At 69.9% G+C, this 22,971-nt stretch carries 19 protein-coding genes; 10 read left to right on the forward strand and 9 right to left on the reverse strand.

Annotated features, from left to right (window positions below; translation table 11 throughout):
* Nucleotides 1-62 precede the first annotated feature (62 nt).
* From AC1DYK_RS03845 to AC1DYK_RS03885, 9 genes are all read left to right on the forward strand, one after another.
* Complete coding sequence (locus AC1DYK_RS03845) at nucleotides 63-884, forward strand: creatininase family protein (protein WP_478165048.1); 822 nt, start codon at nucleotides 63-65, stop codon at nucleotides 882-884.
* A gap of 2 nt (nucleotides 885-886) precedes the next feature.
* Nucleotides 887-1,687 carry an ABC transporter ATP-binding protein gene (locus AC1DYK_RS03850; RefSeq protein ID WP_478165149.1) on the forward strand — a complete coding sequence of 267 codons (801 nt, stop codon included), beginning with the start codon at nucleotides 887-889 and terminating at the stop codon, nucleotides 1,685-1,687.
* Nucleotides 1,665-2,546 (forward strand): ABC transporter permease, encoded by an 882-nt coding sequence (locus AC1DYK_RS03855; RefSeq protein ID WP_478092415.1) that lies wholly within the window; start codon nucleotides 1,665-1,667, stop codon nucleotides 2,544-2,546. Before AC1DYK_RS03850 ends, AC1DYK_RS03855 begins: the two co-directional genes overlap by 23 nt.
* Nucleotides 2,547-2,689: 143 nt before the next feature.
* A complete protein-coding gene (locus tag AC1DYK_RS03860) occupies nucleotides 2,690-4,090 on the forward strand; it encodes an FAD-binding oxidoreductase (RefSeq protein ID WP_478165049.1) in 1,401 nt (466 codons plus the stop codon).
* 41 nt (nucleotides 4,091-4,131) lie between these two features.
* Nucleotides 4,132-5,151: an ABC transporter substrate-binding protein gene (locus AC1DYK_RS03865; RefSeq protein ID WP_478165050.1), complete on the forward strand. Its 1,020-nt coding sequence runs from the start codon at nucleotides 4,132-4,134 to the stop codon at nucleotides 5,149-5,151.
* Between the two features lie 7 nt (nucleotides 5,152-5,158).
* Nucleotides 5,159-6,127, forward strand: coding sequence for a PDR/VanB family oxidoreductase (locus AC1DYK_RS03870; protein WP_478165051.1), 969 nt, complete (start codon nucleotides 5,159-5,161; stop codon nucleotides 6,125-6,127).
* A gap of 37 nt (nucleotides 6,128-6,164) precedes the next feature.
* Nucleotides 6,165-6,839: a TetR family transcriptional regulator C-terminal domain-containing protein gene (locus AC1DYK_RS03875; protein WP_478165052.1), complete on the forward strand. Its 675-nt coding sequence runs from the start codon at nucleotides 6,165-6,167 to the stop codon at nucleotides 6,837-6,839.
* 107 nt (nucleotides 6,840-6,946) lie between these two features.
* A complete protein-coding gene (locus tag AC1DYK_RS03880; protein ID WP_478165053.1) occupies nucleotides 6,947-8,788 on the forward strand; it encodes a putative nucleotidyltransferase substrate binding domain-containing protein in 1,842 nt (613 codons plus the stop codon).
* Nucleotides 8,785-9,414, forward strand: coding sequence for a 3'-5' exonuclease (locus AC1DYK_RS03885; RefSeq protein ID WP_478165054.1), 630 nt, complete (start codon nucleotides 8,785-8,787; stop codon nucleotides 9,412-9,414). The genes AC1DYK_RS03880 and AC1DYK_RS03885 overlap by 4 nt, the downstream gene beginning before the upstream one ends.
* Nucleotides 9,415-9,531: 117 nt before the next feature.
* Here AC1DYK_RS03885 and AC1DYK_RS03890 read toward each other — a convergent pair whose 3' ends face one another.
* The 4 genes from AC1DYK_RS03890 to AC1DYK_RS03905 all read right to left on the reverse strand — a co-directional run bounded on the left by AC1DYK_RS03890 (nucleotide 9,532) and on the right by AC1DYK_RS03905 (nucleotide 14,396).
* Nucleotides 9,532-11,256, reverse strand: coding sequence for a cation acetate symporter (locus AC1DYK_RS03890; RefSeq protein ID WP_478165055.1), 1,725 nt, complete (start codon nucleotides 11,254-11,256; stop codon nucleotides 9,532-9,534).
* Nucleotides 11,253-11,561 (reverse strand): DUF485 domain-containing protein, encoded by a 309-nt coding sequence (locus tag AC1DYK_RS03895; RefSeq protein WP_442284308.1) that lies wholly within the window; start codon nucleotides 11,559-11,561, stop codon nucleotides 11,253-11,255. The genes AC1DYK_RS03890 and AC1DYK_RS03895 overlap by 4 nt, the downstream gene beginning before the upstream one ends.
* Nucleotides 11,562-11,673: 112 nt before the next feature.
* Nucleotides 11,674-12,432 carry a response regulator transcription factor gene (locus AC1DYK_RS03900; protein ID WP_478165056.1) on the reverse strand — a complete coding sequence of 253 codons (759 nt, stop codon included), beginning with the start codon at nucleotides 12,430-12,432 and terminating at the stop codon, nucleotides 11,674-11,676.
* Nucleotides 12,429-14,396 (reverse strand): hybrid sensor histidine kinase/response regulator, encoded by a 1,968-nt coding sequence (locus AC1DYK_RS03905; RefSeq protein ID WP_478165057.1) that lies wholly within the window; start codon nucleotides 14,394-14,396, stop codon nucleotides 12,429-12,431. Before AC1DYK_RS03905 ends, AC1DYK_RS03900 begins: the two co-directional genes overlap by 4 nt.
* 153 nt (nucleotides 14,397-14,549) lie before the next feature.
* Between AC1DYK_RS03905 and acs the strand changes: the two genes are divergently transcribed.
* On the forward strand, nucleotides 14,550-16,535 hold the full coding sequence (gene acs / locus AC1DYK_RS03910) for an acetate--CoA ligase (protein WP_478165058.1): 1,986 nt from the start codon (nucleotides 14,550-14,552) through the stop codon (nucleotides 16,533-16,535).
* 201 nt (nucleotides 16,536-16,736) lie between these two features.
* On the opposite strand, the gene AC1DYK_RS03915 is transcribed toward acs, so the two are convergent.
* From AC1DYK_RS03915 to aceE, 5 genes are read right to left on the reverse strand one after another with little or no spacing between them, the layout of a single operon-like run.
* Nucleotides 16,737-17,195 (reverse strand): RidA family protein, encoded by a 459-nt coding sequence (locus AC1DYK_RS03915; protein WP_478165059.1) that lies wholly within the window; start codon nucleotides 17,193-17,195, stop codon nucleotides 16,737-16,739.
* Nucleotides 17,192-18,394 carry an amidohydrolase family protein gene (locus AC1DYK_RS03920; RefSeq protein WP_478165060.1) on the reverse strand — a complete coding sequence of 401 codons (1,203 nt, stop codon included), beginning with the start codon at nucleotides 18,392-18,394 and terminating at the stop codon, nucleotides 17,192-17,194. Before AC1DYK_RS03920 ends, AC1DYK_RS03915 begins: the two co-directional genes overlap by 4 nt.
* A gap of 8 nt (nucleotides 18,395-18,402) precedes the next feature.
* Nucleotides 18,403-19,227: a 2-oxo-tetronate isomerase gene (otnI, locus tag AC1DYK_RS03925; RefSeq protein ID WP_478165061.1), complete on the reverse strand. Its 825-nt coding sequence runs from the start codon at nucleotides 19,225-19,227 to the stop codon at nucleotides 18,403-18,405.
* Between the two features lie 21 nt (nucleotides 19,228-19,248).
* Entirely contained in the window at nucleotides 19,249-20,142 is an 894-nt protein-coding gene (ltnD, locus tag AC1DYK_RS03930; protein WP_478165062.1) for an L-threonate dehydrogenase, read from the reverse strand.
* Between the two features lie 46 nt (nucleotides 20,143-20,188).
* Nucleotides 20,189-22,930: a pyruvate dehydrogenase (acetyl-transferring), homodimeric type gene (gene aceE / locus AC1DYK_RS03935; RefSeq protein WP_478165063.1), complete on the reverse strand. Its 2,742-nt coding sequence runs from the start codon at nucleotides 22,928-22,930 to the stop codon at nucleotides 20,189-20,191.
* Between the last annotated feature and the right edge of the window lie 41 nt (nucleotides 22,931-22,971).

Consider the following 22,971-nt stretch of genomic DNA (forward strand, 5'->3'; position numbering starts at 1 on the left):
GCTAAGACTCTTTCTTTACCGAGTGGATAATTTAGGCACCTTCACGACGAACGAGGTGCTTGATGAGTTCCGCCCGCCCGCGCAGCCGCTACTGGTCCGACCTGACCAGCGAAGAGTTTTCCCGCCTCGACCGCTCGCGGCTGATCGCCGTCCTGCCGGTGGGCGCCACCGAGCAGCACGGACCGCACCTGCCGATGTCCACCGACACCGCCACCATCGACGGCATGGTGCGCGCGACGATCCCGCATCTGCCGGACGACCTGCCGGTGCTGTTCCTGCCCACCGTGGCCTACGGCAAGAGCAACGAGCATTCGCGCTACCCGGGCACGCTGACGGTGTCAGCCTCGACGCTGATCGCGCAATGGAAGGACATCGGCACCTGCGTCGCCCGCGCCGGCGTGCGCAAGCTGGTGCTCTACAACAGCCACGGCGGCCAGATGGCGGTGATGGACATCGTCGCGCGCGACCTGCGCGAGTCGCACGACATGATGGTGGTGGCGGCCAACTGGTACACGCTGGGTCTGCCCGAGGGCCTCTTCACGGCGCACGAAGGCCGGCACGGCGTGCACGCGGGCGACCTCGAAAGCTCGGTGATGCTGCATCTGACGCCCGACCACGTGCGGCCCGAGAACTTCCGCAATTTCCATTCGCTGACCGAAGACCTGGCGAAGGAGAACCGGTTCCTCTCGATCACCCCCACCGGCAAGCTCGGCTGGCAGATGCACGACATCAATCCGGCCGGTGCGGCCGGGGATGCCACGCTCGCCACCGCGGCCAAGGGCCAGGCGGTGCTCGACCACGTCGGGCGGAATTTCGTCAAGCTGCTGCAGGAAGTCCATCGCTTCCCGATCGAGCGGCTGGCCAACGAACCGGCTTGGCGCTGAGCATGGCCGAAGCCACGCCCTCCACGCCGCCGCTGGTCAGCCTGCGCAACGTCAGCAAGCGCTTCGCCAACGGCACCCTCGCGCTGCAGGGCATGACGCTCGACTGCGGCGAACACGACTTCATCAGCTTCCTCGGCCCCTCGGGCTGCGGCAAGAGCACCGCGCTGCGCCTGATCGCCGGCCTGGCCCGCATCAGCTCGGGCGAGGTGGCCTGGTCGGCCGCGAACAGCGTCGCCTCGACCAGCGACCGCGAGCTCGGTTTCGTGTTCCAGGAGCCGACGCTGATGCCCTGGGCCAGGGTGTTCGACAACGTCTGGCTGCCGCTCAAGCTCGCCGGCATGGGCCGCGACGAAGCGGCGCCGGTGGTGGCGCAGGTGCTCGAGATGGTCGGCCTCTCGCGCTTCGCCGACGTCTATCCGCGCGAGCTGTCGGGCGGCATGAAGATGCGGGTGTCGATCGCGCGGGCGCTGGTCACGCGGCCGCGCCTGCTGCTGATGGACGAGCCCTTCGCCGCGCTCGACGAGATGACCCGCATCAAGCTCAACAACGACCTGCTGGCGATCTGGCGCGAGCACCGCTTCTCGGTGATCTTCGTCACCCACAGCGTCTACGAGTCGGTCTACCTGTCGAACCGCATCGTGGTGATGGCGCCGCGCCCGGGCCGCGTGATCGACGAGATCCGCATCGACGAACCCTACCCGCGCGGCGAAGCCTTCCGCACCTCCACCCGCTACAACGCACACTGCACCGCGGTGTCGCAATCCCTGCACGGAGCCCTCCATGGCGTCGACATCGATCACTGAGCAACCGGCGCTGGCGCAGCTGCAGGACGCGCCCTCGGCCGCCCAGCTGCAGGCGCGCGACGAGCGGCTGCGGCGGCGCGAGTCGCTGCTGCGCATCGCGGTGCCGATCGCGATCGTCGCCGGCCTGCTCGCGCTGTGGGAAGTGCTGGTGCGCGTCAACCATGTGCCGCACTACATCATCCCGGCGCCGTCGCTGATCTTCACCACCCTGATCGACAACTGGGACACGCTGTCGAGCGCGCTGTGGTTCACGGTCAAGCTCACGCTGCTCGCGCTGGCCGCGGCGATCGTCGGCGGCGTGCTGCTGGCGATCGCCTTCGCGCTGTTCAAGTGGGTCGAGATCGGCCTGTTCCCGATCGCGGTGATCCTGCAGGTGACACCGATCATCGCGATCGCGCCCCTGATCCTGATCTACGTGTCGAGCACCACCGCGGCCTTGCTGCTGTGCGCCTGGATCGTGGCCTTCTTCCCGATCCTGTCGAACACCGTCATCGGCCTGAAGAGCGCCGACAGCAACCTGCGCGACCTGTTCCAGCTCTACAAGGCCTCCCCCTGGCAGACCTTCCGCTTGCTGCTGGCGCCCAGCGCGCTGCCCTACTTCATGGCCGGCCTCAAGATCGCCGGCGGCCTGAGCCTGGTCGGCGCCGTGGTGGCCGAGTTCACGGCCGGCACCGCGGGCCGCGAGACCGGGCTGGCCTCGCGGATCCTCGAATCGAGCTTCCGCACCGAGATCCCGATGATGTTCGCGGCACTGCTGCTGGTGTCCCTGCTGGGCATCGTGATCTTCATCGTGTTCGCCGCGCTGTCGCGCGCCGTTCTGGGCCACTGGCACGAGAGCGAAATGAGGAGGGAAAGGTAGCTCACCCCCAGGTTGCCCGGCACTTCGTGTCCGGGCGCCCACCCCCTGCCGGGGGCAACACCAGCGGCCAGGCGTTGCCGGTTCCGCGGTGTTCCACGAAGGGAATGGGAACCCACGGCTGCGAGCCACTTGAAAAACACATGATGAATTCGATTGTTCTTGAACGAGACAGCCTTCCTGAAACAGGCGCCGTCGACTGGGACGCCGTCCGGCGCGACCTGCGCGGCCTCAACGTCATCGATTCGGCGAGCCAGCGCAAGCAGCTCTCGAAGGACTTCTACTGGTACAGCCCGATCCTGACCGAGCAGCTCGCCGGCTGCGTGGCCGACCTGGTGGTCAGGGTCTCGACCGAGGACGACGTGCGCCAGGCCGCGGCCGTGGCCGCGAAGTGGAAGCTGCCGCTCACGGTGCGCGCGGGCGGCACCGGCAACTACGGCCAGTGCGTGCCGCTCGAGGGCGGCCTGGTGCTCGACGTCACGCCGATGAGCCGCGTGCTCGAGATCGGCGACGGCCGCGTGCGGGTGCAGGCCGGCGCCCGCATGCACGACATCGAGCTCGCGGCGGCCGAGACCGGCCAGGCGCTGCGCATGTGGCCTTCGACCTGGCACGTGGCCTCGATCGGCGGCTTCATTGCCGGCGGCTTCGGCGGCATCGGCTCGATCCGCCACGGCATCCTGCGCGATCCGGGCAACCTGCTGCGCGCGCGCATCATGACCGTCGAGCGCGAGCCGCGGATCATCGAGCTGCACGGCGACGAGATCCAGCAGGTGCACCACGCCTACGGCACCAACGGCATCCTGACCGAGGTCGAGGTGGCGCTGAGCCCGGCGGTCGAATGGGTGCATTGCATCGCGCTGTTCGACAGCTACCGGCGGGTGCTGGACTTCGGCGTGGCCGCGAGCACGCCGGCGCTGGAGCTGTTCCTGCTGTCCGCCGTCGATGCGCGCTTCTCGCCCTATTACGCGACGCTGGGCGAGCACTTCCCGCCCGACCGCCATGCGATGTTCGCGATGGTCGCGCCCGGGTCGATGCCGGCCTTTCGCGCGCTGGTCGCGGCGCACGGCGGCCGCGTCTCGCTCGAAGGCACCGAGGCCGAGCTGCAGGCGGCCGGCCTGCCGCCGGCCTACGAATGCGCCTACAACCACACGACGCTGCAGGCGCTCAAGGTCGACCGCAGCTGGACCTACCTGCAGGTGGCCTACGCCCAGCCCTTCGACCCCGCGGTGGTCGACCGCCACATCGAGATCTTCGGCGACGACGTTCTGCAGCACCACGAGTTCGCGCGCGCCGGCGGCGAGTACGGCACCTTCTCGATCCTGCTCGTGCGCTGGAAGGGCGAGGCCCACCAGTACGAGGTGATGCGCGAGATCGAATCGCAGGGCGGCTGCCAGATCTTCAACCCGCACGTCGTCACCATCGAGGACGGCGGCATGAAGACCATCGACACGCAGCAGATCGACTTCAAGAAGCGCAGCGACCCGATGGGCCTGATGAACCCCGGCAAGACGCGCGGCTGGCACCCCGACATGGCGCGCGACGCCTGAACCCGCAACACCCCGACAGAGACACAACCCGAGGAACCACGATGCAATCCGACTCCCGCTTCATCGCCCGCAGCCTGCTGGCCACCGTGCTCGCCGGCAGCGCCTTCGCCGCCTTCGCCCAGGACAAGGTGGTGCTGGCCACCAACTGGCGCGCCCAGCCCGGCCACGGCGGCTTCTACCAGGCGCTGGCCGACGGCACCTACAAGAAGTACGGGCTCGACGTCGAGATCCAGCAGGGCGGCCCGCAGGTCAACAACCGGCCGATGCTGCCGGCCGGAAAGGTCGACTTCCTGATGACCGGCAACATGCTGATGGCCTTCGACAACATCAAGCAGAAGGTGCCGACCGTGGTCGTCGCGGCCTACTTCCAGAAGGACCCGCAGGCCATCATCGCCCACCCGGGCCAGGGCTTCGAGAAGTTCGCCGACCTGGCCCGCGCCAAGACCGTGCTGCTGGCCAAGGACGGCCAGATCAGCTACTGGCAATGGATGAAGAAGGCCTACGGCATGCGCGACGAGCAGGTGCGCCCGTACAACTACAGCCTGTCGCAGTTCCTGGCCGACAAGCAGGCGGTGCAGCAGGCCTACGCGACCTCGGAGCCGCTGGCGGTCGAGAAGCAGGCCGGCTTCAAGCCGGTGGTGCTGTCGCTGGCCGACGCCGGCTGGTCGACCTACGGGATGGTGATCGAGACCCGCCAGGACCTGGTGAAGACCAAGCCCGACGTGGTGCGCCGCTTCGTCGAGGCCACCAACATCGGCACCTACAACTACCTCTACGGCGACCGCAAGGCGGCCGACGCGATGATCCAGAAGATCAACCCGGACATCAGCGACGACTACATCGAGAAATCGATCCCGATCCTGCGCGCCCACATCGACGTCGGCGACGCCGCCACCAAGGGCATCGGCGCGATCAGCGACGAGCGCATGAAGGACTTCTACGACAAGACGGTGGCGGCCGGGCTCTACAAGCCCACCGACTTCAACTACCGCGACGCCTACACCACGCAGTTCGTCAACAAGGGCACCGGGGTCGAGCTGCGCAAGGCAGCCGCCAAGTAATCCGGCCATGGTGGAGCGAACCCTCACCGTGCGGGTCGCGCGCATCGCGCGCCAGACGCCGGAGATCCTGGCCTTCGAGCTGGTGCATCCGGCCGGCCGCACGCTGCCGGCCTACCAGGCCGGCGCCCACATCGACGTCCACATGCCCGGCGGCTTCTCGCGCCAGTACTCGCTGGCCAGCGACGCCGGCACGGACGGCGGCGCGGCCTCGCGCTACCTGATCGGCGTCAAGCGCGAGACCGACAGCCGCGGCGGCTCGGCCTCGATGCATGGCCGCGTCCGCGAAGGCGACCTGCTGCCGATCAGCGCGCCGCGCAACAGCTTTCCGATCCGCGGCGAGGCCCGCCGCCACCTGCTGCTGGCCGGCGGCATCGGCATGACGCCGCTGCTGGCGATGGCCCAGGCGCTGACCCGCTCGGGCGCCGCCTTCGAGCTCTGCCTGTTCGTGCGCGGCGAGGAGCACCTGCCCTTTGCGCAGGCGCTGCGCGCGCCGGCACTGGCGCCGCACGTGCGGCGGCATTTCGACGCCGGCGACGCTTCGCAGAAGATCGATCTGAGGCAGTTGCTGGCGCGGCACGACCCGGGCACCCACCTCTACGTCTGCGGTCCGGCCGGCTTCATGCAGGCGGTTCGCGCAGCGGCCGCCCACTGGCCCGAGGACGTGGTGCACACGGAGTACTTCGCGGCCCCCGCCGATGCCGCGGGCGGCACCGGCAAGCCCTTCGTGCTGCGGCTCGCGCAGCGCAACATCCGTGTGCCGGTGGCCGGCGACCAGAGCGCGGTCGACGCGTTGCATGCCTTCGGCATCGACATCCCGGTGTCGTGCGAGCAGGGCCTGTGCGGCACCTGCGTGGTGGGCTGCGAGGGCGAGGGCGCGGAGCATCGCGATTTCTGCCTCACCGGCAGCGAGCGCGCCCACAAGGTGGCGCTGTGCTGCTCGCGCGCCAAGGGCGAGGAGCTGGTGATCCAGCTGTAAGCTGCCCCTGCAGCCACCTTGGGACCCTGTACATCCGATGACCACCGCACCGAACAGCGACGCCGCGAATGCGTCGGACGAGTCCCTCGACGCGCCCGCCACGCGCGGCCGGGCGCGCAAGTACACCCAGCTGCAGGCCCTGATCCACCAGGCCGCGGTGGAGGTGTTCGCCAGCGAGGGCCTGGCAGGCGCCTCGACCCAGGCCATCGCCGACAAGGCCGGCTTGTCGAAGGCGCAGCTGCACTACTACATCGAGAGCAAGGAGGCGCTGTACCGGCAGGTGCTGCAGGGGATCATCGACGACTGGATCGGCGTCTTCGGCTTCAGCGACGAGGCCTTCGGGCCGCGCAAGGTGCTCAGCGACCTGATCCATCGCAAGATGATGTTCTCGTTCGAACACCCGCTGCGCTCGAGGATCTTCACGGCCGAGATGATGCGCGGCGCACCGGTGCTGCGGCCGCTGATGGGCCACAGCCAAGAGCGCACCGACCAGGCGGCGGCGGTGATCCAGAACTGGATCGACCAGGGCCTGATGGACCCGGTGGACCCGGTGCTGCTGCTGTTCCATCTGTGGGCCGTGACGCAGTTCTATGCGGACCACGCGACGCAGGTCGCGCTGTTCAGGAGAATGCCGGAGAGCGACGACAAGGACCGCCGCTACCTGATCGAGCAGGTGACCGCGTTCCTGCTGAAGGGCGCCGGGGTCCGCTAGAGGCCGCGGATGCCAAAGCTTGATGCCGCGGGGTGGCACCAAGTCGGCCTTTGGTCGATCATCGGGTCCACGCCGATGCAGCCATGCGCTGCCGGCGCACACCCGCAATGCCCAGCGCCTTCGACTTCGACCACTCGCCCTTCGACTGCCTGACGCCCGAAGAGCGCGAACGGGTGCGCGCGCAGGTCGACATCGCCTACTTCCGCGAGGGCGAGGCGATCCTCGAGGCCGGCATGGCCCCGACCCACCTGTTCGTCGTCATCAAGGGCTTCGTGCGGCAGTTCGCGCCGGGCGACAGCGAGCCGGTCGCCAGCTTCGGCCCGCACGACACCTTCGATGGCCGCAGCCTGGTGGCCGGGCAGGTCAGCGGGCGCTTCGTGGCGGCCGAGGAGGTGCTGGCCTACCAGCTCGCGCGCGAGGCGGTGAACGAACTGATCGCACGCAACGCGGCCTTCGGTGCCCTGCTGTTCTCCGACCTGTCGAACAAGCTGGCCACCATCGCGGGCCGCCGCGGCCAGCACGAGCTCCAGTCGCTGGCCCTGGCGCGGGTCGATGCGATTCCCGTGCGGGCGCCGCACTTCGTCGACGCCGACTGCGACGTTCTCTCGGTCGTGCGCCTGCTGCAGGCCGAGCGCAGCACCAACGTGCTGGTGCGCGACCTGGCCGGCGGCGCGCCGCGCCTGGGCATCTTCACCGTGACGGCGCTGCAGCGCGCGGTGCTGGAGGGCACCCCGCTGGACCGGCTGCCGGTGCGCGAGGTGAGCAGCTTCGGCCTGATCACCGTCAACGCCGCCGATCCGGTCGGCGACGCGCTGACCGTCATGGTGCGGCACAAGGTGCACCGCGTGGTCGTGATGGCCGGCAACGGCGGCGGGGAGGTCCTGGGCGTGCTGGAGGCGCTCGACCTGTTCAGCTTCCTCTCCAACCACTCCTACCTGATCAACCGCGAGATCGCCGAGGCGCAGAACCTCGAGGCCCTGGCCCGCGCCAGCCGGCACGTGACGCAGCTGGTCGCCCTGCTGCACGGCGGCGGCACCCGGGTCGGGCAGATCGCCACGCTGGTGCAGGCACTCAACGCCCAGTTGTTCCAGCGCGCCTGGGAACTGATCGCGCCGCCGGCGCTGGTCGCCAACAGCTGCCTGTTCGTGATGGGCAGCGAGGGGCGCGGCGAGCAGTTGCTGAAAACCGACCAGGACAACGGCCTGCTGCTGCGCGACGGCTATGCGCCGCCAGCCGACCTGGACGAGATCTGCGCCCGCCTGACGCGCACGCTGATCGAATTCGGCTACCCCGAATGTCCCGGCGGCATCATGGTCTCGAATCCGCAGTGGCGCGGCAGCCAGGCCGAGTTCGGCGAACGCGCCTGCCAGTGGCTGCTGCAAGCCGATGGCGAGCGGCTGATGGCGCTGGCGATCTTCCTCGATGCCCACGCAGTGTCCGGCGACGCCGCGCTGCTGGCCGGCGTGCGGGCCCGATTGTTCTCCCTGGCCACCGACAACGACGCCATGCTGGCGCGATTCGCCGCGGCGATCGATGCCTTTGCCGACGACCCGCGCTGGTGGCAGCGCCTGTTGACGCTCGGCGAGCAAGCCGGGCAGCGCTTCGACATCAAGAAGCAGGGCCTGTTCCCGATCGTGCATGGCGTGCGCAGCCTGGCCCTGCGCGCGGGCCTGGACACGAGCTCCACCACGGGGCGCCTCGAGGCCTTGGCCGCCGGCGGCCACATCGAGCGCGAGCTCGCCACCGATGTGCTCGAGAGCCTCTATTTCTTCATGGGCCTGAGGCTCAAGGCCGGACTGGCGGAACAGGAGGCCGGGCACACGGTGACGGGCCAGATCGATCCGGCCCGCATGAGCAGTCTCGAGCGCGACCTGCTCAAGGACACGCTGGAGGTGGTCAAGCGCTTCCGCCGCATGCTGCGCCTGAGCTTCCGGCTGGACGCGCTGTGACCGGCTGGCTCTCCGCCCTCAAGCGCTGGTGGCTGCTCCAGCACCTGGGCGATCCGCGCTTTCGCTTCATGTGGGATCCGCCGCCCGCCGACGAGTGGGTGGCGATCGACTGCGAGACCACCGGGCTGGACCCACGGCGCGACGAGATCGTCGCGATCGCCGCAGTGCGCATCGAGGGCAACCGGGTGATGTGCAGCGAGCGGCTCGAGCTGCTGGTGCGGCCCGAACGCCGCAGCGTCGCCGCCGGCAGCGTGCGCGTGCACCAGCTGCGCGAGCGCGACCTGGCGCAGGGCCTGACGGCCGACGCCGCGGTGCAGCGCCTGATGCACTTCATCGGCAGCCGGCCCCTGGTGGGCTACTACCTCGAGTTCGACGTCGCGATGATCGACCGGGTGCTGTTCCCGATGCTGGGCATGGGGCTGCCGCAGCCGAAGATCGAGGTCTCGGCGCTCTACTACGACCACGTAAACCGGCGCCGTTCGCCGCACCTTCGCAATGGCGACATCGACCTGCGCTTCGCCGCCATCATGGCGGCGCTGGACCTGCCGCAGCGCCCCGCGCACGATGCGCTGAACGATGCGGTGATGGCGGCACTGGCCTTCCTCAAGCTGCGCGCACTGGCGTGAGATGGCCCCCACGCTCCCTCACTTCGTGTGGTCGCTGCCCCCCGGGGGGGCCGCAGGCCGCCTTGGGGCGGCCCGGCGCCGGCCTGGCCCCGGCGGGCGCGCTGCGGCCGCGATCCATCAATGCCCCGATGCGCCCGAAGCCCCGAGCCCGGTCTCCGAGCGCACCTGCTGCGCCGGGAAGGCGGCCCGCTCCTGCTGCGCCTGGCGGCTGCGGTCGGTGATCGAGAAGAACCAGATGCCGACGAAGGCCAGCGTCATCGAGAACAGCGCCGGCGAGGCATAGGGGAACCAGGCCGAGCCCACCGGATGGCCCAGCGTGGCCTCCCACACCGACGGCGAGACGACGGTCAGCGCCACCGAGGACACCAGCCCCAGCGAGCCGCCGACGACCGCGCCGCGCGTGGTGCAATCCTTCCAGAGCACCGACATGAACAGCACCGGGAAGTTGGCCGAGGCCGCCACCGCGAAGGCCAGCGACACCATGAAGGCGATGTTCTGCTTCTCGAAGGCGATGCCCAGCAGCACCGCGACGATGCCCAGCGCCACCGTGGTGATGCGCGACACCTTGAGCTCCGCCCGGCTGTCGGCCTTGCCTTTCTTGATCAGCGTCGCATAGACATCGTGCGACACCGCCGAGGCGCCCGACAGCGTCAGGCCCGCCACCACCGCCAGGATGGTGGCGAAGGCCACCGCCGAGATGAAGCCGTAGAAGACGTTGCCGCCGACCGACTTGGCCACCAGCACCGCCGCCATGTTGGCCGCCCCGCCGCCGCCCTTGATGATGCCGGTCGCGACGTCGGCAAACTCGGGGTTGGTCAGCACCAGCGTGATGGCGCCGAAGCCGATGATGAAGATCAGCAGGTAGAAGTAGCCGATCCAGGTGGTGGCCCAGAACACCGACTTGCGCGCCTGCTTGGCATCGGGCACCGTGAAGAACCGCATCAGGATGTGCGGCAGTCCGGCGGTGCCGAACATCAGCGCGATGCCGAAGGAGATGGCCGAGATCGGGTCCTTCACGAAGCCGCCCGGGCCCATGATGCCGAGCCCTATCGCCGCGGCCTCCGCCGGGCTCTTGCCGCCATTGGCCGCGATCTTCGTGCGCACCTCGACCGATTTGGCGAACAGCGCCTCGGGGCTGAAATTGAAGGCCGCCAGCACCATCAGCGCCATGAAGCTCACGCCGGCCAGCAGCAGCACCGCCTTGATGATCTGCACCCAGGTGGTGGCGGTCATGCCGCCGAACAGCACGTAGACCATCATCAGCGCGCCCACGATCACCACCGCCACCCAGTAGTCGAGCCCGAACAGCAGCTTGATCAGCTGGCCGGCGCCCACCATCTGGGCGATCAGGTAGAAGGCCACCACCACCAGCGTGCCCGAGGCCGCGAAGGCGCGGATCGGTCCGGGCCGGAAACGGTAGCCGGCAACGTCGGCGAAGGTGAACTTGCCCAGGTTGCGCAGCCGCTCGGCCATCAGGAAGGTGATGACCGGCCAGCCGACCAGGAAGCCGATGGAGTAGATCAGCCCGTCGTAGCCGGTGGCCATCACCGCCGCCGAGATGCCGAGGAAGGAAGCCGCCGACATGTAGTCGCCGGCGATCGCCAGGCCGTTCTGGAAGCCGGTGATGCCGCCGCCGGCGGTGTAGAAGTCGGCCGCCGACTTGGTCTTGGAGGCGGCCCACTTGGTGATCCACAGCGTCAGCAGCACGAAGCCCGAGAACATCGCGATCGCGATCCAGTTGGTCGGCTGCTTGGCGGCCTGGCCGAGATCGGCACCGGCCGCCGAGGCCAGGGTGCAGGCGCCGACCAGCAGCGCGGCAACGGTGAGGTGGCGGGCTTTCATCGCGTGGCCTCGCGAATGATCTCGGCCGTGAGGCGATCGAACTCGCCGTTGGCGCGGCGAATGTAGAAGGCCGTGATCAGGATCGTGAAGACGATCACGCCGAGCCCGATCGGAATCCCGATGGTGGTCACGCCGCCGCCGATCGGCTGCGCGAGGAAGGGCTTGTTGAACGCGATCAGCGCGATGTAGCCGTAATACACCACCATCATCAGCGCCGTGAGCCACCAGCCGAAGCGGTTTCGCTTGCGTCGCAGCTCGAGGTACTTGGGGTTCGACTGGATCTTCTCCACCACGGGGTCGCTCATGATTGGTCTCCTGGACATCGGTTGGGATGATTCTGGGATGAGGCCTGCGCGTGCGGGGCGCGATGCAATCATTCGTCACATTGCGATGCAATGCGAGGCGAATGCCGCTGGCTCACTCCCAGCCGACATTCGCCGCGAACAGGTAGCCCGCGCCGTACACGGTCTTGATGATCGCCGGATCGTGCGGGTCCCGCTCGATTTTTCGGCGCAGGCGCGAAATTCGCACGTCGATGCTGCGGTCGGTCGGCAGCAGGTCACGCGCGCCCATGAGCTGCTCGCGCGTGAGGATCTGGTGCGGGCGCTCGACGAAGCAGCGCAGGACCTGGGTCTCGGCCGTGCCCAGCAGGTGCTCGCTGCCGTCGGGCGCGCGCAGCACGTTGGCCGCGCAGTCGATGCGCCAGCCCAGGAAGGATGCGTAGCGCCGCTGGCCGGTGGCCTGCCCCGGCGCCAGGCTGCGGCGCCGCAGGATGCTGCGCACCCGCGCCACCAGCTCGCGCGCCTCGAAGGGCTTGGTGACATAGTCGTCGCCGCCGAGTTCCAGCCCCATCACGCGGTCGGCCGGATGGCCGCGGCCCGTGAGGATCAGCACGCCCGCATTCGATGCCGCGGTGATGCGCCGCATGAGGTTGATGCCGTCCATGTCGGGCAGGCCGAGGTCGACGATGCAGAGGTCGGGCTTCTCGACCTGCAGCCGCCGAAGCACGCTCGCGCCGTTCGAGAAGCCCTCGCAGTTGAAACCGAACTCGCCGAGCGTGGAGAGCACCAGCCGGGCCACGGCCGGGTCGTCCTCGATCACGAAGACCAGCGACGGCGGTGTCGCCTCGTCGGTGGCCGAACGGTGGTTCAGGCCTGCGCTTCGGTGCTCGGTCATCTCACGCCCTCCTGGATCGCCTGCGCCAGCTGTGCCGTGCCGAAGGGCTTGGTCAGCATCGGGAAATCCGTCTGCAGCGACAGGTCGCCCGGCGCATAGCCGCTCATCAGCACCACGGCGCGCGCCCGGCCGCCCTCGCGCGCCGCGCGCGCCACCGCGCGGCCGTCGATGCCGCCCGCCATCACGACGTCGGACAGCAGCAGCGCGATGTCCGGCGTGTGTTCGAGCAGGCTCAGCGCGGCGGCGCCGTCGTCGGCTTCCAGCACCGAATAGCCCAGTTCCAGCAGGCTGCGCCGGATCACGCGTCGCACCTGCGCGTCGTCATCCACCAGCAGCGCCAATCCCATCGACGCGGCCGGGCGCCCGGCGGCTTCGCCGTCGGCGTCGGCCGCGCCGTCGGCCGGCGAGGGCTCGGAGGCCGGCAGCCACACCGAGACCGTGGTGCCGCGCCCGGGCGCGCTCTGCACATCGATGGCGCCGCCCGACTGCTTGATGAAGCCGTAGACCACCGCCATGCCGAGCCCGGTGCCGCGGCCCGGATGCTTGGTGGTGAAGAAGGGGTCGAACAGGTGCGCCAGGGTGTCGGCATCCATGCCGGCGCCGTCGTCCTCGACCTCGATGCACACGCAGTCGCCCGCGGACAGCTGCAGCGGGGTGGCCTCCGCGGCGTCGAGATGGGCGCGGCGCGCACGCAGCGTGATGCGGCCTTCGGGACCGGTGGCGTCGCGGGCATTGAGCACCAGGTTCAACAGCGCCTGCTCGAGCAGCGTGGCATCGATCCAGGTCCACAGCGGCACCTCGCCGACGTCGATGTCGAGCCGCAGGGTTTCCGGCAGCGAGCGCCGCACCAATCGGGCGACGGTGTCGACCAGCGCGCCCACATGCACCGCCGCCGCCTGCAGCGGCTGGCGCCGCGCGAAGCTCAGCAGGCCCCGCACCAGGTCGGCGCCGCGGCGCGCGGCGTCGAGCGCCGGCTGCACGTACTCGCCGAGCGCCGGATCGGCGGGCCGGGCCTCCGCCAGCGCCGCCAGGTTGCCGATCACGACCGTCAGGATGTTGTTGAAGTCGTGCGCCAGGCCGCCGGTCAGGCGACCCAGCGATTCGAGCTTCTGGGCCCGTGCCAGCAGTGCCTGCGAGCGACGCTCCTGCGTCATGTCGAAGGTCAGCTCGAAGCAGCCGACGACGGCGCCCTCGGCGCTGCGCTGCGGAACCAGCGAGGTGCGCACCCACAGGCGGCGCCCGTCGCAGGTCTGGAGTTCGTACTCCAGGCTCTGCGTCTCGCCGGCGAGCGCGCGCAGCACCTGCGGCTTGATCCGCGCGTAGACCGCATCGCCCAGGAAGACCCTGGCACTGACCGATTCGGGCCGCGTGGTGTCGACGCGGAACCAGTCGTGGTAGCCGCGGTTGAGGTAGCGGTAGACGCGCCGGTGGTCGAAATAGGCCACCAGCGCCGGGATCGAGTCCATGATCAGCCGCACCCGCTCTTCGCTGCGCTGCAGTTCGGTGGTGCGCGACGCCACCCGGTCCTCCAGTTCAGCGTTGTGGCGGCGGATGATCTGCTCGGCGCGGCGCTGCTCGGTGATGTCCGAATAGAGCGTCACGAAACCATGCCCCGGCACCGGCTCGCCGCGGATGCGCAGCACCCGCCCGTCGGGGCGCACCCGCTCGATCTCGTGCGGCGCGAAGTGGCGCGCGGCCGCCACCCGTTCGGCCACCAGCCGCTCCGGGTCGCCCGGACCGTACTCGCCGCGCCGGGCGTTGTAGCCGATGAAACTCTCGAAGGGCGCCCCGAGGTACGCCATTTCGTCCGTGAAGCCGAGCAGGCGGACGTAGGCGCGGTTCCACGCCACCAGGCGCAGGTCGCCGTCGAAGATCGACAGTCCCTGGTCCAGCAGGTCGAGCCCGGTCTGCAGCGTCAGATAGCGCTCCAGGGGGGCCGGCGCAGGCGCCGGCGCGCGGATCACCGGGGCCTCCCGCGGGGGCTGCAAACATTCGTCATCTTTGGATGTGTCTCCTGCAATGTTCGTCGGACATCCTATGGCTGTGAATTGTTGAACACCTCGTCGCAGTCAAGCATGACCTGCGTCAACCCGCACGCCTCACCTCAGGAGTACGCCATGGACCCGACCCTTTCCCCCGCAGCACCTCTCACGCCGTATGAACCCTCCGAGGCCACCGTGCGCCAGGCCCGGATCTCGGGCCGCGCCGCCTACGACCGGCTGGTCGCCGAGGCCGAGGCCGATCCCGAGGCCTACTGGGGACGGCTGGCGCGCGAACTCGTCACCTGGAAGAAACCCTTCACCCAGGTGCTGGACGCGCGCCGCGCGCCCTTCTTCGAGTGGTTCGCGGACGGCACGCTCAACGCGTCCTACAACTGCCTGGACCGCCACGTCGAAAGCGGCCTCGGCGAGAAGACCGCGATCGTCTTCGAGGCCGACGACGGCGCCGTGACGCGGATCAGCTACGAGGAGCTGCTGGCGCGCGTCTGCCGCACCGCCAACGTGCTGAAGTCCCTGGGCGTGCGCCGCGGCGACCGGGTCGTGATCTACATGGCGATGTCGATCGACGGCGTGGTGGCGATGCAGGCCTGCGCCCGCATCGGCGCCATCCACTCGGTCGTCTTCGGCGGCTTCTCGGCGCCCTCCCTGCGCGACCGCATCGCCGATACCGGCGCCGTGATGGTGCTCACCGCCGACCAGCAGGTCCGAGGCGGCAAGCAGTTGCCGCTGAAGGCGATCGTCGACGAGGCGATCGGCCTGGGCGGCTGCGACAGCGTGCGCCACGTGCTGGTGACGCGCCGCACCGGCGCCGCGGTGCCCTTCCAGGCGCCGCGCGACCAGTGGATGGCCGAACTCGCGGCCGCGCAGGAGCCGGTGTGCGAACCCGAATGGGTGAACGCCGAGCACCCGCTCTTCCTGCTCTACACCTCGGGCTCCACCGGCAAGCCCAAGGGGGTGCAGCACGCCACCGGCGGCTACCTGCTGCATGCGGCGCTGACCTGCCAGTGGACCTTCGACCTCGGCCCCGACGACCTGTTCTGGTGCACCGCCGACATCGGCTGGGTGACCGGCCACACCTACATCGCCTACGGCCCGCTGGCGATCGGCGCGACGCAGGTGGTGTTCGAGGGCGTGCCCACCTACCCGGACGCCGGCCGCTTCTGGAAGATGATCCAGGACCACCGGGTCAGCGTCTTCTACACCGCCCCGACCGCGATCCGCTCATTGATCAAGCTGGCCGAGGCCAACGACGCGGTGCATCCGCGCAACTACGACCTGAGCAGCCTGCGCATCCTCGGGACGGTCGGCGAGCCGATCAATCCGGCGGCCTGGGAGTGGTACCACCGGCATGTGGGCGGCGGCCGCTGCCCGGTGCTCGACACCTTCTGGCAGACCGAGACCGGCGGCCACATGATCACGCCGCTGCCCGGCGTGACGCCGCTGGTGCCGGGCTCCTGCACCCTGCCCTTCCCGGGCATCGACGCCGCCGTGGTGGACGAGGCCGGCAACGAACTGCCCTGGGGCCAGGGCGGCATCCTGGTCGTCAGGAAGCCCTGGCCGTCGATGATCCGCACCATCTGGAACGACCCGGAGCGCTTCAAGACCAGCTACTACCCGGACGAGTTCCAGGGCCGCTACTACCTGGCCGGCGACGGCGCGGTGCGCGACAGCAAGACCGGCTACTTCACGATCACCGGCCGCATCGACGACGTGCTCAACGTCAGCGGCCACCGCATGGGCACGATGGAGATCGAATCGGCCCTGGTGGCCATGACCGACCTGGTGGCCGAGGCCGCGGTGGTGGGCCGCCCGGACGACACCACGGGCGAGGCGGTCTGCGCCTTCGTGGTGCTCAAGCGCCCGCTGCCCACCGGCGACGAGGCACGGCGGATCGCCGACGAACTGCGCAACTGGGTGGGCAAGGAGATCGGCCCGATCGCCAAGCCGCGCGACATCCGCTTCGGCGACAACCTGCCGAAAACGCGCAGCGGCAAGATCATGCGCCGGCTGCTGCGCACGCTCGCCAAGGGCGAGGTCGTGACGCAGGACGTGAGCACGCTGGAGAACCCCGCGGTGCTCGAGCAGCTGGGCCAGCCGCACTGAATAGCCCCCACGCTCCCCCACTGCGTGTGGGTCGCTGCCCCCCGAGGGGGCCGCAGGCCGCCTTGGGGCGGCCCGGCGCCGGCCTGAGCCCCCACGCTCCCCCACTGCGTGTGGGTCGCTGCCCCCCGAGGGGGAAGCAGCAGGCCGCCCGTCCGTGCGAAGCGCGGACTTCGCCGCGCTGGCGGCCCGGCGCCCGCCTGATCAGCGCTGCGGCAGGTACGCCGTCGCTTCGACCTCGACCAGCACCTCGTCCCCGGGCAGGAAGCGCGACACCTCCACCACCGTGCTGACCGGCGGCTCGCCCGGGTAGAACAGGCCGCGCACCCGGTTGTAGGGCGCGTAGTCGGGCAGGCGGCGGAAGTACTGCACCAGCTTCACCACGTCGTCCATCGTGCCGCCATGCTCGGCCGCGATCTGGCGGATGCGCTCGAGCACGAACCAGCTCTGGGCCACGATCGCCGCCTCGAAGACGTCGACCGACATCTGGCCGGTGGCATAGCCGAGCGTGCGCAGGGCCGCGCGCGCCGCGTCGGGGATGTCCTCGTAGCTGGCCACGGCCCGCCGGGTCGACGGATCGACCGCGACCACGCCGCTCATGAAGACGAAGTCCCCGACGCGCTTGGCGGCCGCGTAGTTGGCCATCGGTTTGCCCATGCTCATTCGTTGTTCTCCAGGGCGCGGCCGGCGCGGATGACGGTGCGCCGTCGGCCGCGCGGGTCCAGCAGTTCGTATTCGTCGGTCGCGGCCAGCAGCACCAGGTCGGCCGGGCAGCCGGGTGCAATGCGCCCGTCCCAGTCCAGCCCCAGCGCCCGCGCCGGGCTCACGGTGATGGCGTCGAGCCAGTCGGCGGCCGGCGCGAGGTGCGCCATCTGCACACCCAGGCCGAAGGTCTCGACCAGGTCGTAGCCGCCGTAAGGATAGAAGGCGTCCTGCACGTTGTCGGTCGCGAGGCTCGGTCGCAGGCCGTGCGCCGCGGCTTCGCGCAGGCGCGTGATGCCGCGCTGCACCGGGGTGCGGTCCCAGGCGCCCTGCAGGTAGAGGTTGGTGCTGGGCAGGGCGACCAGGTGGATGCCCGCCTGCACGCACAGCGCCAGCGTGTCGTTGGCGCCGGCGTCGTCCTGCACCGCCAGCGAGCAGGCGTGGCCGCAGGTCACCCGGCCGCGCAGGCCGCGGGCGATCGTGAGTTGCGCGATGGTGCGCAGGCCGGTCGCATCCGCGTCGAGCCCTTCGTCGACATGGAAGTCCAGCGCCAGGCCGTGCGCCTGCGCCAGGTCGAAGACCCGCCCGAGCTTGTGCACGATGCCTTCGTTGCGGTAGACGAAGGCGCCCAGCACGCCGCCCGCGCGCTTCACCGCCGACGCGGCGCGTTCGCCGGCATCGCCATCGGCGAACAGGTCGAGCGGCGTCAGCGCGACGAACTGCAGCTCGATGCGGCCGCGCCATTCATCGCGCAGCTGCGCGAAGACCGCCAGCGAGACCGGCGCCTCGGCGCCGCCCCAGTCCAGATGCGTGCGCAGCGCGCGCGTGCCCGCGCGCCATGCTTCGTCGAGCGCGCGCTGCATGCGCGTGCGCAGCGTCTGCGCCGTCCAGCCCGCGCGATGCGCCGCCATGCGTTCGATCGCCGCGAACAGGTTGCCCTCGGCCGCACCGGCCTCCCGCACCGTGTAGTTCTTGTCGATATGGGCATGGGCGTCGACCATCGCGCTCAGCAGGGTGCCGCGCGCCGGCTGCCGGCTCGGCGCGACGGCCGCGACCTGCGCGCCGGCCAGCATGACATCGAAGACCTCGGCATCGCCCGCCGGGAACGCCCGCAGTCGCGGCGGGATGCGAACGGCTTCGAGCGTCAGGCGCGCCGTCATGCGCGCCGTCATGCGCGCGACAAGCGCGGCAGGGACCGCAGCCAGCCGAGTCCGGCGGACGTGCCGTTGGCGACCGCGCCGCGTCGCGGCCGGTACTCGCAGCCGACCCAGCCCTGCCAGCCGCATTGGGCCGACACCTCGTCGATGACGTCGAACAGGTAGGCGTGGTTCAGCTCGCCGGCGTCGGGTTCGTTGCGATCGGGCACGCCGGCGATCTGGAAGTGGCCGACACGGCCGGTGGGCAGGTACTTGCGGATCTTCATCGCCACGTCGCCCTCGACGATCTGGCAGTGGTAGAGGTCCATCTGGACCTGCAGGTTGAGCGCGCCGACCGCCTCGACGATCTCGTGCGCATGGTCCTGCCGGTTCAGGAAGAACCTCGGGATGTCGCGCGTGTTGATCGGCTCGATCAGCAGGTCGCGTCCGGCCTTGGCCGCTTCGACCGCGGCCCAGCGCAGGTTGGCCAGATAGGTCGGCTGCACCGTCTCGCGATCGACGCCCTCGGGCACCAGGCCGGCCATGACATGGACGCGCGGGCAGTCCAGCGCGATCGCGTACTCGATCGCCTTGTGCAAGCCGTCGCGGAACTCGGCCTCGCGCCCGGGCAGGCAGGCCAGGCCGCGCTCGCCACGCTCCCAGTCGCCCGGCGGTGCGTTGAACAGCACCTGCTGCAGGCCGTTGGCCGACAGCCGCGCCGACAGCTCATGCGGCGCGCAGGCGTAGGGAAACAGGTACTCGACCGCGCGAAACCCGTCCTTGGCGGCGGCTTCGAAGCGATCGAGAAAGTCGAGCTCCGGATAGAGCATCGAGAGGTTGGCGGCGAATCGGGGCATGGGCGAGATGTTAAGACGCGATCAGGACGACGAAGAGCCCGGCAGCGCGATGCCCGGGAAGATCTTGATCACCGCGCTGTCGTCTTCCTTGGCGAAGCCGGCGCTCGAGGCCTGCATGAACATCTGGTGCGCGGTGGAGGCGAGCGGCAGCGGAAACTTGCTGGCGCGCGCGGTGTCGAGCACCAGCCCGAGGTCCTTGACGAAGATGTCGACCGCCGACAGCGGCGTGTAGTCGCCCGCCAGCACGTGGGCCATGCGGTTCTCGAACATCCAGCTGTTGCCGGCGCTGTGCGTGATGACTTCGTAGAGCGCCTCGGGCGCCACGCCCTCGCGCAGGCCCAGCGCCATCGCCTCGGCCGCGGCCGCGATGTGCACGCCGGCCAGCAGCTGGTTGATGATCTTCACCTTGCTGCCCACGCCGGCGCGGTCGCCCAGGCGGTAGACCTTGCCGGCCATCGCTTCGAGCACCGCGTCGGCGAGTGCATAGGCCTCGGGCCGGGCCGAGCTCATCACGGTCATCTGGCCGCTCGCGGCCTTGGCGGCGCCGCCGGAGATCGGCGCGTCGATGTACTGGATGCCGATCGCGTTCAGACGGCCTTCCAGGGCGATCGACCAGTTGGGGTCGACGGTCGAGCACATCACGAACACGCTGCCGGGCTTCATCGCCGCGGCGGCGCCGCCTTCGCCGAACAGCACCGCTTCGGTCTGCGCGGCGTTGACCACCACCGAGATCACGACCTGGCAGGCAGCCGCCACCTGCGCCGGCGTGGCCCAGGCCMCGCCGCCGGCCTCGGCGAAGCGCAGCGCCGCACCGGGGCGCGCGTCGCACACGTGCACTTCATGGCCGCGATCGCGCAGCGTGGCGGCAATGCCTGCGCCCATGGCGCCCAGGCCGATGAGTCCTGCTTTTTTCATGAGGGGTCCTAGGAAGGTTCGCGCAGCGCGCGCGACATCATAGGCCTCAGCGCAATGCGAGCGCGTGCCGTGCCGCGCGCACGATGCTCTGCGCGTCGACGCCGAAAAACCGGCGCAAGGCGGCGCGCGTGTCGCTGCGGCCGAAGCCGTCGGTGCCGAGCGTCAGGAAGCGCCGGCCCTCGGGCAGGAAGGCGCGAACACTCTCGGGCACCGTGCGCACATAGTCGGTCGCGGCGATCACGGGGCCGCGGCCGGCCGCAAGCTGCCGCGCAATGAAAGGCGTGCCCGGTTCCGCATCGCCCGCCAGCGCCCGTTCCTCGCAGGCGCGGCCGTCGCGTGCGAGCTCGCTCCAGCTGGTGACGCTGAAGACCTCCGCGGTGATGCCCTGCTCGGCGAGTTGCTGCGCCGCCTTGACGACCTCGGTCAGGATCGCACCGGAACCGAGCAGCGTCACCTGCACCTGCGCCGTGGCCGGCTGCGCGCCGCGCCAGTCGTCGAAGCGATAGCAGCCGCGCAGCACGTCGGCCTCGGCGCCCGCGGGCAGGTCGGGCTGCGCGTAGTTCTCGTTCATGAGGGTGACGTAGTAGAAGACGTCCTTCTGCTCGACCATCATCTCGCGGATGCCGGCATCGACGATCACCGCCATCTCGCCCGCGAAGGCCGGGTCGTAGGCCTTGCAGTTCGGAATGGTCGCGGCGATCAGGTGGCTGGCGCCGTCCTGGTGCTGCAGCCCTTCGCCGCCCAAGGTGGTGCGGCCCGACGTGGCACCGAGCAGGAAGCCGCGCGCGCGCTGGTCGGCCGCGGCCCAGATCTGGTCGCCCACGCGCTGGAAGCCGAACATTGAGTAGTAGATGTAGAACGGCAGCATCGCCAGCCCATGCACGCTGTAGCTGGTGGCCGCGGCGGTCCAGCTCGCGATCGCGCCGGCCTCGCTGATGCCCTCTTCGAGGATCTGGCCGTCGGTGGCTTCGCGGTACGAAAGCACCGAGCCGATGTCCTCGGGCGCGTAGCGCTGGCCCACGCTCGAATAGATGCCGACCTGCTTGAACAGGTTGGCCATGCCGAAGGTGCGCGCCTCGTCGGCCACGATCGGCACGATGCGCGGGCCCAGGACGGGGTCCTTCATGAGGTTGCCCAACATGCGCACGAAGGCCATGGTGGTGCTCATCTCCTTGCCGGCGGCCGCCACGGCGAACTGCGCGTAGGCCGCGATGCCGGGCTTGGCAACGGGCTCGCAATCGGTCACGCGGCGCGGCATGCTGCCGCCGAGTCCGGCGCGCCGGTCCAGCAGGTAGCGCATCTCGGGGCTGTCCTCGGCCGGCTTGTAGAAGGCGAGCGAGGTGGCCTGGGCATCGGTGAGCGGCAGGTTGAAGCGGTTGCGGAATTCGATCAGGTCGGTGTCCTCGAACTTCTTCTGCGAATGCGTGGTCATCTTGCCCTGGCCCGCGCTGCCCATGCCGTAGCCCTTCTTGGTGTGGGCCAGGATCACGGTCGGCTGGCCGCGGTGCGCGGCCGCGGCGGCATAGGCAGCGTGGATCTTCACGAGGTCGTGGCCGCCGCGCTTCAGGCGGTCGATCTGCTCGTCGGTCATGCCCTGCGCCAGGCGCGCGAGCGCCTCGTCCTGGCCGAAGAAGGTGTCGCGGTTGTAGCGTCCGTCCTTGGCCGCGAAGGTCTGCATCTGGCCGTCGACCGTGTTGGCGAAGGCGCGCACCAGCGCACCGCCGATGTCGCGCGCGAAGAGACCGTCCCAGTCGCTGCCCCAGACCAGCTTGATGACGTTCCAGCCGGCCCCCGCGAACAGCTTCTCGAGCTCGTCGATGATGCGGCCGTTGCCGCGCACCGGCCCGTCGAGGCGCTGCAGGTTGCAGTTGACCACCCACACCAGGTTGTCGAGCTTCTCGCGTGCCGCCAGCGTGAGCGCGCTCATCGATTCCGGCTCGTCCATCTCGCCGTCGCCGAACACCCCCCAGACCTTGCGGCCTTCGCAGTTCAACAGGTTGCGGTGCGTGAGATAGCGCATGAAGCGCGCGTGGTAGATCGAGCTGATCGGCCCGATGCCCATCGAGCCGGTCGGGAACTGCCAGAAGTCCGGCATCAGGTACGGATGCGGATAGCTGCTGAGGCCGCGCGCGCCCTGGCCTTCGGTGAAGGCGGGCGCGGTCAGCTCCTGGCGGTAGTGCGTGAGGTCGTCCTCGCTCAGCCGGCCTTCGAGGAAGGCGCGCGCATACACGCCGGGCGCGCTGTGCGGCTGGAAGAAGACGAGATCGCCAAGGTGTTGCCCCCCACGCTCCCCCACTTCGTGTGGGTCGCTGCCCCCCCTCGGGGGGCGCTCGCCGCTTGGGGCGGCCCGGCGCGGCTCGGCGTCGGTGCGCGCGTGGAAGAAGTGGTTGAAGCCGGTCTCGAACAGGTCGGCCGCGCTGGCATAGCTCGCGATGTGGCCGCCGAGTTCGCCATAGGCCTGGTTGGCGCGCACCACCATCGCGAGCGCGTTCCAGCGCATCAGCGAGGCAAGGCGCTCCTCGATCGCGAGGTCGCCGGGGAACGCGGGCTGGTCGTCGACCGCGATGGTATTGACGTAGGGGGTCGCCAGCTCGGGCTGCCAGCCGATGCGCCGGGCCCGCGCCAGGCGAGCGAGCTCGTCGAGCATCCAGCGCGCGCGCTCCGGCCCGTGGGCTTGCGCCAGCGCATCGAAAGCCTCGCGCCATTCGGCGGTTTCCACGGGATCGGGGTCGTGCAGGGGCATGTCGATCAGGGCGCGCAGCTGGCTGGGGGAGATCGGAGCGTTCATGAACCGCAATTTAGGCCGGCGGCGCTGAAACTAGCTGCTGT

The organism is Variovorax sp. P2_H12 (assembly GCF_056403395.1).